Genomic DNA, 14,923 nt, shown 5'->3' with positions numbered 1-14,923 from the left:
TGTCCCCTGCATACAAATATCAAAGGCCGGAGCAACCCATTTTGGGCAACAGCCGGCCATTTGGTCCTATTTCGCAGGCATTCTACCGATGGCTCGAATCGCAAACATTTTTCACACACCGATTCTCCCAGTTGTTGCAGAAGTCCTCATATACTTGCTCTACGCCACAGTCGGATAGCATGTGCCTGGCCAAAAAGTCATACCAGAACTGGTCGAAAGACAAGGGCATCCGGGTTCCATATTGGGAACGAAGGGTTACATAGCGGTCCCAGATTTTGATTCGGAATGCTGCCAATTCATCACATCGCTCCATGTCGGTTCGCCTTTAAGCGGCGCTGGTGTCGCTGGATATTTCTGACGTTTTCGCTTTTTCTTCGGAGAGCTTTTGAAATTGTTTCGCCCTTTCCAGATGAAAGGTACGTAATTGTTCGTGATACTGAGCCATTTTCATGTGCCAATCGTACATTTGCCTGACATAAGCGGCCTGGTCATGCGTATACATGGGCATTGCCTGTTTGAATAAACTGCATTTGAAAACATTCCTCCTTGGGTTAGGTAAAGTTGAACTTACAGCATTAGTCTATGGCAGACGCATAGAAGCGACAACGGCATCCGCCCGGTTTCCGGTCATTTTATCGGGTTGGTTGTCTATATGCAGGCGGAAACACAGCCTTTTGGGGACCTGACTCCTATGATGCATAAAGGATATGAAAATCGGAATAATATCAGTTGCATATTCTGAAAATGGCGAATGAAAAGGAGAAAGTATGGAAAAAAGCGAACTTAAATCACAATTTAAACAGCGAATCAAAACGACAAGTAACAAATCTCCAATAATCTTGGATGGAAAGGCAAGTGAAAATGTTCCAACCGAGCCGAGTTTAATGGAGCGAACCAAAGAAGTGATGGAGAATATAGGAACCGAAATAAATAGCGTCTGACAGTATATGGCTTTTATAGCTTGGTCAACGTAACCTTTGAGATTATCGATGGGGACATTCCGTACAGATTGGAACAAGTAAATGTTTCTCATAATTAAAAACCGGTCGGTTAGGGATCGCCCTGACCGACCGTTACAGTGTATTTTAGCCAACGAAATTCGGATTGGGCCCCGTATTATCCTTTGGGTTTTACGAACAATGCAGCGAGAAACGAAAAAATAATCGCTGCGGATATTCCGGCACTGGTCACTTCGAAAATTCCGGTGATGATCCCAATCCAGCCATTGCTCTTTAGTTCTTGAAGCGCACCATGGACAAGCGCGTTACCAAAGCTTGTAATCGGGACCGATGCTCCTGCCCCGGCAAATTCAATCAGCGGATCATACCATCCAATTCCGTCGACAATCGCGCCCAATACAACAAGCAGGGTCATGGTGTGGGCCGGTGTAAGTTTCAAGACATCAAAACAAAATTGTCCGAAAACACAGATTGCACCTCCCACCAAAAAAGCCCAAAGAAAAATCATAATATCTCCCTCCCTGCCTCTATGGATACGGCATGAGCGATACAAGGAATGCTTTCCCCTTGTTGAAATGAAATCGGGGATAGCAGCGCCCCCGTAGCGACAACGAGGATTCGTTTCAGTTCACCTCTTCGCATCCGATTTAGCAAATGTCCATAGGTAACAACTGCCGAACAACCGCAGCCGCTTGCTCCGGCTTGAACCATTTGGGTTTCATAATCGTAAATCATCATCCCGCAATCGGAATATTCGGTTTGTTCGATGGGAAAGTTATGTTTCTTAAACAATTTACAGGCGATTTCATATCCGACTTTCGCAAGATCGCCGGTAACGATCAAATCGTAATAACCCGGTTCAATTCCCAAATCTCGAACATGCGCCTCAATGGTGTCTACCGCTGCAGGAGCCATCGCTGCGCCCATATTAAACGGATCTTTAATGCCCATATCGATAACCCGGCCAATGGTGGCAGATGTAACAACCGGTCCGTCACCTTCCATGGATACGATGGCAGCACCGGCCCCGGTTACCGTATATTGGGCGGTTGGCGGTTTTTGCGAACCGTACTCGGTCGGATATCGGAACTGTTTCTCCGCACCGGAATCATGGCTGCATGTCCCCGCCAATACAAATTTCGCCGAACCGGAATTTACAAGGTTAGCTGCTAATGCCAGACTTTCCATCGAGGTTGAACAAGCGCCAAACACACCGAGGTAAGGGATCGATAATGTTCGCGCGGCAAAACTGCTGCTAATGATTTGATTCATCAAATCCCCTCCTATGTAAAACTGGACTTGTTCCTTTGTCAACCCCGCATTTTCAATAGCCAGTTTTGCCGCTTCTTCAATCAATGCCTTTTCTGCTTTCTCCCAGCTCTTTTGTCCCATCATGGATTCTCCATGGACAATGTCAAAATCTTTGGCCAGCGGGCCTCTTCCTTCAAATGGACCCACTACCGTTGCTGTTGATCGGATGAACGGCTTGTTCTCAAATAGCCAACTCTGGTGTCCCTTTAACATATTAAGAGCCTCCCCCGCCTTTGATCAGCAAATGTACAATTCCTACCGCAAAGGCGGCGACTGTACCAAATACAATAACCGGTCCAGCCAGTTTAAACATTTTACCGCCAACACCGAGCACCATACCTTCACTCTGATGTTCAATCGCAGCGGATGCCATCGAATTCGCAAATCCCGTCACAGGCACTGCGGAACCCGCACCAGCCCATTGGGCAAACTTATCGTACACCCCCATGCTGGTCAGAATGACAGAAAGGAGTATCATAACCGCCACGGTAGGGTCTCCAGCTTTTTTCTCATCAAAGCCGCCCCAATGCACAAACATTTCCTGGATGGCTTGTCCAACCAAACAAATGGCCCCGCCAGCTATAAACGCACGAATGAAGTTTTTGAGTATGGGCCTCGGAGGTTCGACGCTTTGCGCCAATTCTTTATATTCCTGTTGTACCTGCGTTAAATTTTTCTTTATATTATTTGCCATGAACATCCTCCTCGAATTTCAGCTGACGTATAATTGGCGAATTGTTAACGAATCAGCAATGGTTTCACTTCATCAATAATCTTTTCTAACGCTTTTGAACATTGCTCGTACATCTGCTTTGTATTTTGTTCTTTGGTAGATAAGCCAAACATTTCGAGATCCGCTTCACACTTTTTCAATGTTGCAAGCAACACGGCTTTTTTCTGGGGTTTCGGTACTTTGATCTGATCATCAAATAAATCAACGTATAGCTGGCCATAGGAATCCACCTGTCCAAGAAATACGTTATCAATCGAAACACCTAATTTCTCCAGTTCCGTATCCAGCCATTTCCTGTTTAAACCGATTGTGGCAAGCGGTTCGTCCATTATTTTTCCATCCATAATGACCGATTGAGGCTCTTGTTCCGGCCCGACTTTCGCTCCCAGGTGTTTAGGCGTTAACGGTTGATTTTCCTTGGTTAGAAGAACGCTAACGTCACCACTTGGTTCCATGATGGCGAATTCAACATCGGCAGCTTTGAACACATTCTTTTTTCGAAGCTGTTCCATAAGTTCATCCGTGGTAATCCTCTCTTTTTTTAGGTTATCCTCCATGATCTTGCCGTCCTTAATGAGCACTGTTGCTTTGCCATCGAATAAGTCTCTTGCCGTTTTACTTTTCAGCTGTAAATATTCAATCCCTAAAGAAACAACGGTCCAAACCGTCATCGAAACCAAGCCAAGATACCAATTGGACTCCAGATCCAACGAAACGTAAGCCGCAATGCTGCCGATCGTGATTCCGGTGATATACTCAAACAATGAAAGCTGTGATACCTGTCGTTTACCCAATATCTTCGTTAGGACAAAAAGAACCCCCATAGCCAATAACGTTCGCAAAGCGATTTCTACCCAATCCGGCATAATATTACCATTCCTTTCCAATCACATTAATCGACAAAGGTAAATATGTCCCTATTCCATTATTTTCATGCATTTCCATCTGAAAATTTTTCTAACGTATGCTTTTGTTGCGAAACGGAAATATTAATTTCGGTATTGGGAGAATGCAAGCATCTATTCCTATTACCCGTGAAACATTATCCTATCCTAAGGTAAAGGAGGTGACGTTCCGTGACAGTTGCTTCTCAAGTGAAAACGTGCGTAGCATCTTTAAAAAGTGCTCAGGCGAGTCTGGAACAATTTGCTTTGGAAACACAAAATCAAGAAGCAAAATCGCTCTTTACGAATGCGGCCCAACAAACCCAACAAATCGTGCAGCAAGTAGAAAGCCGCGTACAACAGTTGGAAAATGAAGAGCCTCAATATAAGGGGTTTTAAGAAAAACAGACAAACCATGAATATTGAGGACATGGCTTGTCTGTTTTCATCGGTGAACAGATTAGAAAAGAGATCAAACCCTACAAGTTGAGTAGGGTTTGATCTCTTTTCGCCACTATTCTTTTGTTTAGACAGCTAACGTTTTGTAGGATTGTCCATCATTACAAAGATGTTAGGGAAAAACCAATTTAGTCAAGTAACACCGTTTGACTTCATTTCAGCTATTTTTTAGGTGAAGTCGTTGGAAATACTCTATATGACATGCAACTGTCTACCCTATGCTGTATTCTTTATTCTTATGGAGGTCATTTATGTTAAGACGGCAGGCCAAAAGTTTTGGAAATAAGAAGTTGGATCGATGGAACCCTGTGCCTTAATTCCGATAGTAGCATAATTACCCAATAGTTGGATTTCGTGCCGAATCAACTTATAAAAATATGGAGACTTAGTCCCTGGGCATCCGTTGAGCTGCTAAAAAAATAAGAAGTATCAAACCCATATACCCAAATAGCGGATAAAGATAAGTAAGTAAGGAGGTGAAACCGGCTTGACTAATCAAAAAACTAGCAAGTAATATGCCAAGAACTAACCAACTTTTAGGAATATTATATAGACTTTGGATTTGACGAGAAATTCCGAAAACATTGCCTATCAATGTGGTGAATATTTCTCCATAGATTACGAGCAAAAACAATACATGAAAAAACCGCCCGAAATCTCGAATAATCTCGGCCATCGGAAAATCGTATTGAAGAATCTCGGGCATCTTTGAGCTCATTGCAAAATGGCTGACAAGAAGCATAAAACCAAGACCAATGCCTCCCCAAAACCCTCCCCATTTTAATGCGCTTTCGTCATCCACCTCACTCCCCAGAGGAACCATAACGGCTAGAATAAAAGCAAAATTCAATCCTGCATACACAAACGGACTCACGAACCACTTCAAATTGTACAGTTGTTGGTTCTGCCAACCGACTATATCAAAAATATTGTCTATTCTGACAACCTTTACGACAAGGAGAATAGTGAAAAAAAGCATCATGGGAACAACTAACGAGTTTACGAACATAATTCCGCTGATTTCCTTCGTCATCACCAGATAACACAAAACGATGCTGATGATAATACCCAGTTGATAGGGTAGACGGAGTTGTTCTTCGAAAATGGTACCGGTTCCTGAAAGCATCACGGCCGTTACCCCAAATAGAATAATTAAAGTCAAGGCATTTGCGACTTTGCCGAAAATCTTGCCAAACAGATAAACATTAAACTCCTGATATGAAAATGCTTTGATATGGTGAGCTAGAATCATCATTTTAGTGCCGATCCACACAAAAAGAAAGGTGCTGCATAAAATGCCTAATACCCCATAGGCTCCGTATACCGTGAAAAACTGCATAATCGACTGTCCTGAAGCAAATCCGGCTCCCACCACGGTTCCCGTATATGTTGCGGCGATTTGTATTATCATATTTGTATTTTTCTTCATATTTCACCCATGTCCTGGTAGAGAATAGAATCATTAAATTCTATGCTTAAAAAAAATGCTTATTCCAAAAGGAACTCGTTGTCAGCCGTTATGACGAGAATCGATAGTGGTCCGGTAGATCATCAATTAACAAACTTGAGTCTTTAACAATGACATGGTAAATATGCAGCTCATGAATCTGGGCATGATTTTTGGAATCGGTAAACTTATGGTTTTGGCCTTTATTTATCTACCGAGGATGAATCTGTGCAATCAACGCCCCGCTTGGCGATGCTCGAAGCCAGCAGATATAGCCCCACATAGATAGGAAACGAATATGTATGTTTCCAGTTAACGGGGTGGTATAAATCGGCCATTTGTGAGACCGGCTCGGCCACAAAAGCGGAAAATCCCCCAAATAGGAGAGCTTTGAACAACGGATGTATGCCAGACTTGTACTGGTGTAAGAACATAACCGTGACGGGAAGAAGTGAAAAATTCCATGGAAAATTGGCCGGCATGAACGGTATGACTTCCCAGTGATAATGCAAGAGTCCCATGGCAATCCCAAGCTGGTCCAGCCACGATGACACGATATTCATCGTAAGCCCGGATAGGAGAAACTGTCCCGTAGCTCTCTTATCCCGAAATCCGATCCAAAATAGCCAGGGGCATATCGATAAACCTACTCCAAACCACCATTGCCGCGTAAACAGTACGTGAGTGCGCCAAATGTCAGTCATGTTGCGGTGTGCTTCAACAATCAATTGATAGGCTTGTTCGATTGCATGATGAATCTGATTTTCGTCGACCGATGCCACCCCTTTCCGTTATCCGGGTACCGATCATTTCATACAGTATATTCGACGTTACAAATACGCCAACCGGCGGCAAAGAAGTTGAAGGCGGTTGCGGTGGGACATAGCCGCTATAACCCGCCAAGCTTATATCAGTTGTCGCTACTCAGGTTCCATATTCGCCCGCCTGTAAAGAGGGGGGAGCATCTGCAGGCGTCCGGTGAGAATCAGATGCCGAAGTTGAATCTGGACATCGTCATACATGGTTAAATGGCCGGAGTAAGCGGCGTAGGAGTAATGAAACACGATCTGCTGCGCGCTTTCATTCCAGCTTCCTTCAATCGGAATCGGTGTTCCGCGGAATTGGATGGTGCCTTGAATTTGTTGGTCCGGCAAAGCACACATCACGAGTTTGCCCCACACAACCGGTCTTTCGGCGACAGATGCATGAACTCCCCATATGGAAAAGGGAGGTAAACTCTTTGTACTTGTTTGAGCCGCAACGGACATGATTCATCACTCCTCAAAGTTGGATCACGTCATTATATGCGTCCTCGGCCGGCATTCAAGCGATCGGCAACACGGCAGAAGATTTGCCGCCCGTTCCTAGCGAACACCCGACGATCGGACGTGACCCGGAGTACAAGCGGTACGGTACGCTTAGCTGACTGGCAGGCATCGATCTGGTTATAGGTAAAGTGGTCGGTTCAGTAGAAGATCGCCATCGCAGCAAGGAATTTGTGAACTTCCTCAAAAAGTTGGACAGCACCTACGAACCGGGATTACGAATCCAAATTATTTTGGATAACCACTCCTCCCATACTTCGAAGGAAACCAGGGCATATTTGGAGACCGTGCCTGGGCGGTTCGAGTTTATATTTACGCCTAAACATGGTTCATGGCTCAACATCATCGAAGTGTTCTTCGCTAAAATGACCAAACAGGCGCTGCGGCATATTCGTGTTCAATCAAAAGAAGAATTGAAGGAACGCATTGAACAATACCTGCAGGAAGTGAACGCCAATCCGGTTCCGTTTCGTTGGAAATATGGTTTGGATGGGTCGGTTTCGTAATCTAACGATACTTTAGGAACGTTCTACTAGTCTGGCCGTCATCGAGTAATTTCCGTAGCGTCGAGGACGTCGTTAACATGTCTGTCGAAGACCTAACGGCCTTCATCATCGAGTGTGGCAAGAATCGCTTTGAGAACCCGAAAGAAGTGGTTCAGGCTTTGCAGAAAGCGGCGCGTTCTTCCTACCGCTTGCCTAAGGCCATGGCTGATGCCGTTAACTTTGCGATGGCTTCGAACATTCGAATCATCCGTTCTCTTCAAGAGCAGCCCAAATCGCTACAAAAGGCGATCGAAGAAAATTTGGTGACCATTCCACAGACCCTCACGTCTGTACCCGGAATCGGCCCCATTTTCGCAGCTGGCATCCTTTCAGAGATCGGAGACATTCAGCGTTTTCCAAACCATATGAAACTAGCCAAGTACGGCGGACTCGCATGGACGGAAAACCAGTCCGGTAATTTTAAAGGCGTTGAATCTCGGCTTATTAAGTCCGGCAACCGTTAGTTGAAGTACTACTTCACCGAAGCCGCAAAGAGTGTCCAGGTGCACGACACAGTATTTGCGTAGTACTACAACCTCAAAAAAGCGGAGCCGGCGAAATACGCCGAAAAACGTGCCCTTGCGCTTACAGCTCGTAAATTAGTGCGGTTGGTCGATTATCTGCTGCGAACCAACCGACTCTACGAACCTCAAGAGGTGATCCGACAAAATGCTTGACATTTTTTTGACAAGATTTTGCTATTATCTTATCATAGTCATAATTTTCGGTAAATAATTTTCGCGCCTTATAAGTATATGTTTGTGTCACCAGATACGTAAAAGGGGATGTTTGTGTCACTGAGCTAGGACACAAACATCCCCTTTCAACTAATAAGAACCCTTGATTTTATTGAGTATTAATTATGGCATGTTTGTGTCATTGGACAGGACGACACAAACATTATCCGATTTCCCTCTTTTTCTTTTTGCAAAAAAGCAAAACAACACCTTCCTGGAACCCAATCTTTAATAAATGATTTGTTTACCTTAAACGAGTATGAGGCTACAGCATGATTCCGCGGCAGCCTCATTATGTCGTGCTCTTGCTTTCTGAGAAACGATTGTCCATTGATAAAAAATGTTGGTTAAACTTTTTCATTAAATCCCTTTGTTTCTACATCCAAATAATTAACTATAGACTAGCTCTTTTTTGCTTAGACCAAGCATCTCTGCTGTTGAAGTATGAATTTCGTGCAGAAGCTCTGGATTTTCCATTAGTGACACGCCATAAGAAGGAATCATTTCTTTAATTTTCGGTTCCCACTCTTTCATATGTTGCGGGAAGCATTTTTTTATTACCTCAAGCATAACGTGAACAGCAGTAGAAGCACCTGGAGAAGCACCTAGTAATGCTGCAATCGAGCCATCGGCGGCACTAATAACTTCCGTACCAAATTGAAGTGTACCTTTGCCGCCAGCTTCAGTATCTTTGATAACTTGCACACGTTGGCCCGCTATTACTAAATCCCAATCCTCGCTTTTGGCGTTCGGGATAAACTCTCGTAACTCTTCCATGCGCTTTTCTTTCGATAACATTACTTGCTCGATCAGGTATTTTGTCAATGACATGTTTTTTGCACCTGCCGACAACATAGTTACGAGATTATCCGGTTTTACGGAAGTTACCAAATCAAACATGGAACCGGTTTTTAAAAACTTTGGTGAGAAGCCGGCAAACGGTCCAAATAGCAACGATTTTTTATTGTCGATAAATCTTGTGTCAAGATGCGGTACAGACATTGGTGGAGCTCCAACCTTAGCTTTGCCGTATACTTTTGCATGATGCTGCGCTACAACTTCCGGATTATTACACACCATGAATATTCCGCTTACCGGGAATCCCCCAATATGTTTTCCTTCAGGAATACCGGATTTTTGCAGTAAATGCAGGCTTCCTCCCCCGCCTCCGATAAAGACGAATTTTGCAGTATGGCGTTCGACGTTACCGCTATTGAGATTCCGCACTTTCAATTCCCACAAGCCGTCGCTAGTACGTTTAATATCATTAACACTATGTTTGTAGTTTATATCAACGTTTTTGCTCTTTAAGTGGTCAAACAAAATGCGCGTTAAAGCACCAAAGTTGACATCAGTTCCAGAGTCGATTTTTGTTGCCGCTATAGGTTCATTCGATGGACGGTTTTGCATAATAAGCGGAATCCATTCCATCAGTTTTCCAGGGTCATCGGAAAATTCCATCCCTTGAAACAGAGGATTATTTGACATCGCTTCAAAACGTTTCTTTAAAAACGTTACATTTTGTTCCCCTTGTACCATACTCATATGAGGCAATGGCATGATAAAGTCCTGTGGATTATGTATCAGCTTGCTGCTTACAAGATAAGACCAGAACTGCATTGAAACCTGAAACTGTTCATTAATTTTGATAGCTTTACTAATATCTACAGATCCATCCGGTTTTTCGACCGTGTAGTTAAGCTCGCATAGTGCCGCATGCCCCGTTCCCGCATTATTCCATTCGTTAGAGCTCTCCTCTCCTGATTTTGAGAGCTTCTCAAATACTGTAATTTCCCAGTCCGGTACTAATTCTTTCAGAAGTGTCCCCAAAGTCGCACTCATGATTCCGGCACCAATTAAGATAACGTCTGTTTTAGTTTCTCTGTTGCTCATTTTTACCTTCCTTATACATTTAAAATTCGCAGAAAGGATGCAGGCGCTCCTGCTTAGGAGTCACACCAAGCCAAGGCGCGACCTAGTCATACACCTTTTCTGTCTCGATTATAATCCTATAGATTAAAATATTTATATACTATTATATGATAGTTATAAGGTATACGACAAGAAGTGCGGCAAAGAAACCTTACCGGATAATCCTTATAGCGTGCAAATCAGCTTCCACTATAGCTAGTTACAGGTGTTACATTGTATTTGTACATATGTCTTGGCCTTCTTCTTATATTGTTATACACAAATATTAGTGCTATTTTGATTTAGTAAAAAAATAAGTGCCAGATCCCTATTTGGGATTTGTAAAATAAAAAGGACTAGATAATCTAGTCCAATCCAATCAATACTATAACGGTCCAAATAGCAACGATTTTTTATTGTCGATAAATCTTGTGTCAAGATGCGGAACAGACACACCATAAATATTCCGCTTACCGGGAATCCTCCAAATATGTTTTCCTTCAGGAATACCGGATTTTTGCAGGGGTACCCTTTCGTAACATCAATGCATCGGATTCATCGACGCATGGTTGACGACGACGCGGCGGATGAAGAACGCCGTGGCCAGGCGGATACAGCTCCGGTGGCAGCTGGTTCAGGCCGTTCGTCTGCGCCGGCATCCACACCATGGAGATGCCGACCATTAGGCCGATATGCAAGGCGACAATGAAACCGACCGAAGACGCCGGCGTAATGCCGGAGAAAAACCATAACATCGCTGCAACGACGACGAGGCCGGGAATGACGAGCCACTTCGGCCCATATTTGTCGAACAAACGCCCCATGTGCGGCGACAGGATGCCGTTCAGCGCGCTGCCCGGCAGCAGCATGAGCCCGGCGGCGAACGCGGAAAGTCTCATGCCGTTCTGCAGATACATCGGCAGAATAATCATGCTCGACAAAATAATCATCATACACGACAGCACCATAAGCAGCCCCACTAAGAACATCGGGTACTTGAAGACGCGCAGGTTCATCATCGGCTCGCGCATAAACGTCTGCCGCAACGTGAACAGCGCGAGCGCTGCCAGCCCGATAACGATCGATGTGACCACGATCGCGCTGGTCCAGCCTTCTTCGCCTTCGCCCGCCTTGCTGAAGCCGAAGACGACGCCGCCAAAGCCGATCGTGGACAATGTGACGGACAGCAGATCGATGCGGGGCTTCGTAACGTCGGTGACGTTTTCCAAATACTTCAGCCCTATCAACAGCCCTATGACCAAAAACGGCAGCGAGAGCCAAAAGATGTAGTGCCATGTTAAATATTCGATCAGGAGACCCGCCACGGTCGGGCCGGTCGCCGGCGCGAACATAATGACGAGACCGACAAAGCCCATCGCAGCCCCGCGCTTCTCCGGCGGATAGACGACGAGAATCGTATTGAACATGAGCGGGATCAACAAGCCCATACCGGCCGCCTGCAGTACGCGAGCGACCATCAGCATTTCGAAATTGAACGCGAGCGCCGCGATCAATGTGCCGATGATCGAGCTCACGAGCGAGCCGATGAACAGCTGTCTCGTCGTAAACCATTGCAGCAGCAGCCCGGTCATCGGCATCAGAATACCGAGCGTCAGCAGGAACCCTGTCGTCAACCACTGAGCGGTCGCGGCAGAAATTCGGAACACGTCCATTAAATTACTGATCGCGATGTTGAGCGCCGTCTCGCTGAACATGCCGACGAAGCCGCATATGAGCAGCGACGCCATGATGGCCCGCGTATTGTATTGTTTCTTCATCGCTCCCACTTCCTCATCAGAAAAATGTCTATTTGTACGAGACCCTGTATTCGGTCCGCTCTCTGCTACAATAGTATTTGAAGTTACCCACGTCAATACCCGGAACATAAAATTTGTAAATCGAAAGAGAGTTGTTTGCGCGTTCCGTCAAGGATGGCATCGGGTGCTCGGCGCCTCGTCCGTGCCAGAAGCGGAGCTTGACCCCATCCCCTTCGGCTACGACGATCGCCGGGAAGTCGTGGCCCCGCTTACCGTTGACCTCGACGGGACTTAGTTACCGCGTAAAAAAACCGACCTCTCTTGCTTCCAGAAGAGGTCGGTCGTGTCAATTTCCTTACGGTGTTTAGGAATTTGCTCGTACAAGTTGGCTAAGAGCCTCGTGAATTGGCGTTAGCGGCCGACCAAGCAGCTTTTCGAAATCGGTGCTTTCGACATCCAATGTGCCTTCACGAATTCCTTGTTGGATCCCGACAAGTATCGGGATGACGAAGTCCGGTACACCAACATTTTTCATGATGTCGGCATAGGCGGCATCATCGACTTGCTGCACGGGAACTTCCTTATCCAGTACAGAGCTAAGAGCAGACACCAATTGTTCCTGCGTGAGCGGCTTGCCGGACAACTCGTAAGTCTTATTCTCATGTCCGTTTCCTGTAAGAACGGTTGCTGCTGCATCCGCATAATCTTGCTGGAGGGCCCAGCCTACCTTTCCAGAACCCGCGGACGTCACCCAAGGCGCTCCTGCCAGTACGCCTTGAATGCTCGAAATTTCATTCTCCAGATACCAATTATTCCGCAGGAATGCGTAAGGAATTCCTGTTTTCAGAATGGCCTTTTCCGTGGCTTGATGCGGCGGAGCCATGAGATTCTTGCTTTCGCTTGCATTCGCGATGCTCGTATATGCAATGAAACCGACTTTCGCACGGGCAGCGGCTTCTACTGCATTCGTATGTTGACGAATTCGGGTGTCATTGTCCCCGTCAGCGGAAATGATCAAGATCCGATCAATCCCCGCGAAGGCGGCATCCAAAGTTTCCGGACGATCAAAGTCTCCTTGCCGAACATCGACGCCTTTCGCGCGAAAGTCTTCCGCTTTCTCCGGATTGCGAACACTGATAGCAAGTTGATTCGCCGGTACGGTTTTCAATAACGTGTTCACTACTTTCGTTCCCAGTTTCCCTGTTGCACCAGTCACTAAAATTTTCATCGCTGTTTCCTCCATTTTTTTGTAATCACTACTGTTATAACAATTACTATTACAACAAGTGCATATAATAAAAGCTCTGATGGGAGCTTTTATTTGAACTTTTCGATTAGTTGGTCTAACGTCGTTTGTGCCAGCCTTTGTTCCATCACGGATTGGGCGTCTCTCAATTCCGCTTGAAGGACTTGCTCGATATTCCGCCCAACCGGGCAATCGAAATTTGGGTTATCGTGAATGCGAAACAGTTGATTCTCCTCTGTCGCGTTCACGGCACGATAAACATCAAGAAGCGTAATCCGGTCGGAATCCTTAAGCAAGGTAGCGCCCCCTACGCCTGGGCGAACGTCCACTAACCCCGCCTTTTTTAACATCCCCATAATTCTCCGGATTACCACGGGATTCGTATTAACGCTCCTCGCGATAAAGTCCCCGGTGCAATCCTTCGGGCTGACGGCAATTAGGGAAAGGGTATGCACTGCAATCGAAAAGCGCGTACTGATTTGCTTCACTTGTATCACCACCGTTGTAACCATTATAGTTACCACAAGATATAATGTCAATATGTGAGGTTCTCTTCCTATAGAACCTTGAATCCGGTCTATTTTATTGAATATTAACGGTAACCAGCAGCATTCGCCGGTTTGCCTGCATCCTGAACTTCTACGAGATACCGCCAACAGTCTGGCTGTGAGCCGTCAAGATCATAAAAACCATATACTTGCGCGAGCTTACCGCTTGAAACAGAGTCACCGTTCCATCGGGCAACTTCCGGATCTCCAGCTAGCGCGGCAACGGCGCGCCCTACAAAACGAGGCGATTCCGAGATGATGAAATGAGGTTCCTTCACAGTGGCGTCACGCCAGTTTTCTTCCTTAACACCATAGTGTTCAAGCATGATTTCAGAACGCATCCAACCCGGAGTCACTGCTACTGCGGTGCATTTGTATGGTGAAAGTTCATGGGCTAAAGACTGAGCCATACGAATGACAGACGTCTTGGCTAGATCATAGAACAGTGATAAACGGTAATTTTTATCGTTGTATTCTGCCGTGCCGTCCGTTATCTCAATGACCAGTCCATTCTTGTTTTGGATTAACAGGGGTATTGCAAAGTGGCTTGTAATAATATGCGTGTCAATCGCAAGCCGAAGCATGCGAAGCCCCCGTTCAAGGGAATGCTCCCACACGGGCACGTTCCACTGTGCCAAATATTCAGCCCCCCACACATCGTTGACCAGGATGTCCAGTCTCCCCTGTTCATTCTCAATGCGAGCAATAAGAGCCTGAACCTGATAAGGATCCAGATGATCCACTTGAACCGCTATTCCTCGACCACCCGCATTACTTACAAGTTCAGCGGTTTCTTCAATAGTTTCAGGACGATTGTACTCGGAGCGTCGTGTTCGTGTCGTGCGTCCTGTCACATAAACAGTGGCCCCTGCTGCTCCCAATTCGATAGCTATTCCTCTACCAGCGCCGCGTGTTGCACCTGCTACCAAAGCCACTTTTCCATTTAGAGGTTTCATGATCTGTCACTCCTTTCGTTGATCTACCGACCATTATAAACCTTAAATATGCCAACTTATGTCATATTATAAACAGCGAAGGTATCTTTTCAACTATGCTGCTGC

At 45.7% G+C, this 14,923-nt stretch carries 18 protein-coding genes and 1 pseudogene; 5 read left to right on the top strand and 14 right to left on the bottom strand.

Features of this window, described 5'->3' with window-relative positions:
• Positions 1 to 325: 325 nt before the first annotated feature.
• Complete coding sequence (locus JMF85_RS17050) at positions 326 to 502, bottom strand: hypothetical protein (RefSeq protein WP_236595884.1); 177 nt, start codon at positions 500 to 502, stop codon at positions 326 to 328.
• A gap of 265 nt (positions 503 to 767) precedes the next feature.
• On the opposite strand from JMF85_RS17050, the gene JMF85_RS17045 reads away from it, so the two are divergent.
• On the top strand, positions 768 to 941 hold the full coding sequence (locus tag JMF85_RS17045) for a hypothetical protein (RefSeq protein WP_153784608.1): 174 nt from the start codon (positions 768 to 770) through the stop codon (positions 939 to 941).
• Positions 942 to 1,116: 175 nt separating this feature from the next.
• Here the strand turns inward: JMF85_RS17045 and spoVAE are convergent, their stop codons facing one another.
• From spoVAE to JMF85_RS17025, 4 genes are read right to left on the bottom strand one after another with little or no spacing between them, the layout of a single operon-like run.
• Entirely contained in the window at positions 1,117 to 1,467 is a 351-nt protein-coding gene (spoVAE, locus tag JMF85_RS17040; protein ID WP_005832063.1) for a stage V sporulation protein AE, read from the bottom strand.
• The gene (gene spoVAD / locus JMF85_RS17035) at positions 1,464 to 2,483 is read right to left on the bottom strand and encodes a stage V sporulation protein AD (RefSeq protein WP_007784321.1); all 1,020 of its coding nucleotides are present in this window, start codon (positions 2,481 to 2,483) and stop codon (positions 1,464 to 1,466) included. The genes spoVAE and spoVAD overlap by 4 nt, the downstream gene beginning before the upstream one ends.
• 1 nt (position 2,484) lies before the next feature.
• Positions 2,485 to 2,964 carry a stage V sporulation protein AC gene (spoVAC, locus tag JMF85_RS17030; protein ID WP_201318585.1) on the bottom strand — a complete coding sequence of 160 codons (480 nt, stop codon included), beginning with the start codon at positions 2,962 to 2,964 and terminating at the stop codon, positions 2,485 to 2,487.
• Between the two features lie 44 nt (positions 2,965 to 3,008).
• Positions 3,009 to 3,869, bottom strand: coding sequence for a DUF421 domain-containing protein (locus JMF85_RS17025; protein WP_201318584.1), 861 nt, complete (start codon positions 3,867 to 3,869; stop codon positions 3,009 to 3,011).
• Positions 3,870 to 4,079: 210 nt separating this feature from the next.
• Between JMF85_RS17025 and JMF85_RS17020 the strand changes: the two genes are divergently transcribed.
• Both JMF85_RS17020 and JMF85_RS28660 read left to right on the top strand, forming a co-directional pair.
• The gene (locus JMF85_RS17020) at positions 4,080 to 4,286 is read left to right on the top strand and encodes a DUF1657 domain-containing protein (protein ID WP_007781230.1); all 207 of its coding nucleotides are present in this window, start codon (positions 4,080 to 4,082) and stop codon (positions 4,284 to 4,286) included.
• A 169-nt stretch (positions 4,287 to 4,455) separates the two neighbouring features.
• A complete protein-coding gene (locus JMF85_RS28660) occupies positions 4,456 to 4,518 on the top strand; it encodes a hypothetical protein (protein WP_397375994.1) in 63 nt (20 codons plus the stop codon).
• Between the two features lie 213 nt (positions 4,519 to 4,731).
• Here JMF85_RS28660 and JMF85_RS17015 read toward each other — a convergent pair whose 3' ends face one another.
• From JMF85_RS17015 to JMF85_RS17005, 3 genes are all read right to left on the bottom strand, one after another.
• Positions 4,732 to 5,775, bottom strand: coding sequence for a YkvI family membrane protein (locus tag JMF85_RS17015; protein ID WP_201318583.1), 1,044 nt, complete (start codon positions 5,773 to 5,775; stop codon positions 4,732 to 4,734).
• 221 nt (positions 5,776 to 5,996) lie between these two features.
• On the bottom strand, positions 5,997 to 6,575 hold the full coding sequence (locus tag JMF85_RS17010) for a CBO0543 family protein (protein ID WP_201318582.1): 579 nt from the start codon (positions 6,573 to 6,575) through the stop codon (positions 5,997 to 5,999).
• Between the two features lie 138 nt (positions 6,576 to 6,713).
• Positions 6,714 to 7,061: a hypothetical protein gene (locus JMF85_RS17005; protein WP_236595883.1), complete on the bottom strand. Its 348-nt coding sequence runs from the start codon at positions 7,059 to 7,061 to the stop codon at positions 6,714 to 6,716.
• Positions 7,062 to 7,219: 158 nt separating this feature from the next.
• Here JMF85_RS17005 and JMF85_RS17000 point away from each other — a divergent pair, with 158 nt between their 5' ends.
• Positions 7,220 to 7,624: an IS630 family transposase gene (locus JMF85_RS17000; protein WP_308645026.1), complete on the top strand. Its 405-nt coding sequence runs from the start codon at positions 7,220 to 7,222 to the stop codon at positions 7,622 to 7,624.
• A gap of 77 nt (positions 7,625 to 7,701) precedes the next feature.
• Entirely contained in the window at positions 7,702 to 8,127 is a 426-nt protein-coding gene (locus JMF85_RS16995) for a transposase (RefSeq protein WP_201318581.1), read from the top strand.
• A 663-nt stretch (positions 8,128 to 8,790) separates the two neighbouring features.
• On the opposite strand, the gene JMF85_RS16990 is transcribed toward JMF85_RS16995, so the two are convergent.
• The 6 genes and pseudogenes from JMF85_RS16990 to JMF85_RS16965 form a co-directional block, all read right to left on the bottom strand.
• Positions 8,791 to 10,308 (bottom strand): malate:quinone oxidoreductase, encoded by a 1,518-nt coding sequence (locus tag JMF85_RS16990; protein ID WP_269103484.1) that lies wholly within the window; start codon positions 10,306 to 10,308, stop codon positions 8,791 to 8,793.
• 388 nt (positions 10,309 to 10,696) lie between these two features.
• Positions 10,697 to 10,765 (bottom strand): malate:quinone oxidoreductase, encoded by a 69-nt coding sequence (locus JMF85_RS28655; protein ID WP_372814159.1) that lies wholly within the window; start codon positions 10,763 to 10,765, stop codon positions 10,697 to 10,699.
• 133 nt (positions 10,766 to 10,898) lie between these two features.
• Positions 10,899 to 12,089: pseudogene (locus JMF85_RS16980) on the bottom strand (DHA2 family efflux MFS transporter permease subunit); the annotation flags it as partial.
• A gap of 343 nt (positions 12,090 to 12,432) precedes the next feature.
• Positions 12,433 to 13,296 (bottom strand): SDR family oxidoreductase, encoded by an 864-nt coding sequence (locus JMF85_RS16975; RefSeq protein ID WP_127609808.1) that lies wholly within the window; start codon positions 13,294 to 13,296, stop codon positions 12,433 to 12,435.
• A gap of 89 nt (positions 13,297 to 13,385) precedes the next feature.
• On the bottom strand, positions 13,386 to 13,802 hold the full coding sequence (locus tag JMF85_RS16970; RefSeq protein ID WP_127609810.1) for an Rrf2 family transcriptional regulator: 417 nt from the start codon (positions 13,800 to 13,802) through the stop codon (positions 13,386 to 13,388).
• 104 nt (positions 13,803 to 13,906) lie between these two features.
• Positions 13,907 to 14,818, bottom strand: a complete 912-nt coding sequence (locus JMF85_RS16965) for an SDR family oxidoreductase (RefSeq protein ID WP_201318578.1) — start codon at positions 14,816 to 14,818, stop codon at positions 13,907 to 13,909.
• Positions 14,819 to 14,923 lie beyond the last annotated feature (105 nt).

It is taken from the genome of Paenibacillus sp. EPM92 (assembly GCF_016586185.1).
In the GTDB taxonomy this organism is placed as follows: Bacteria; Bacillota; Bacilli; order Paenibacillales; family NBRC-103111; genus Paenibacillus_G; species Paenibacillus_G validus.
This window is presented reverse-complemented; position numbering and strand designations above follow the sequence as displayed.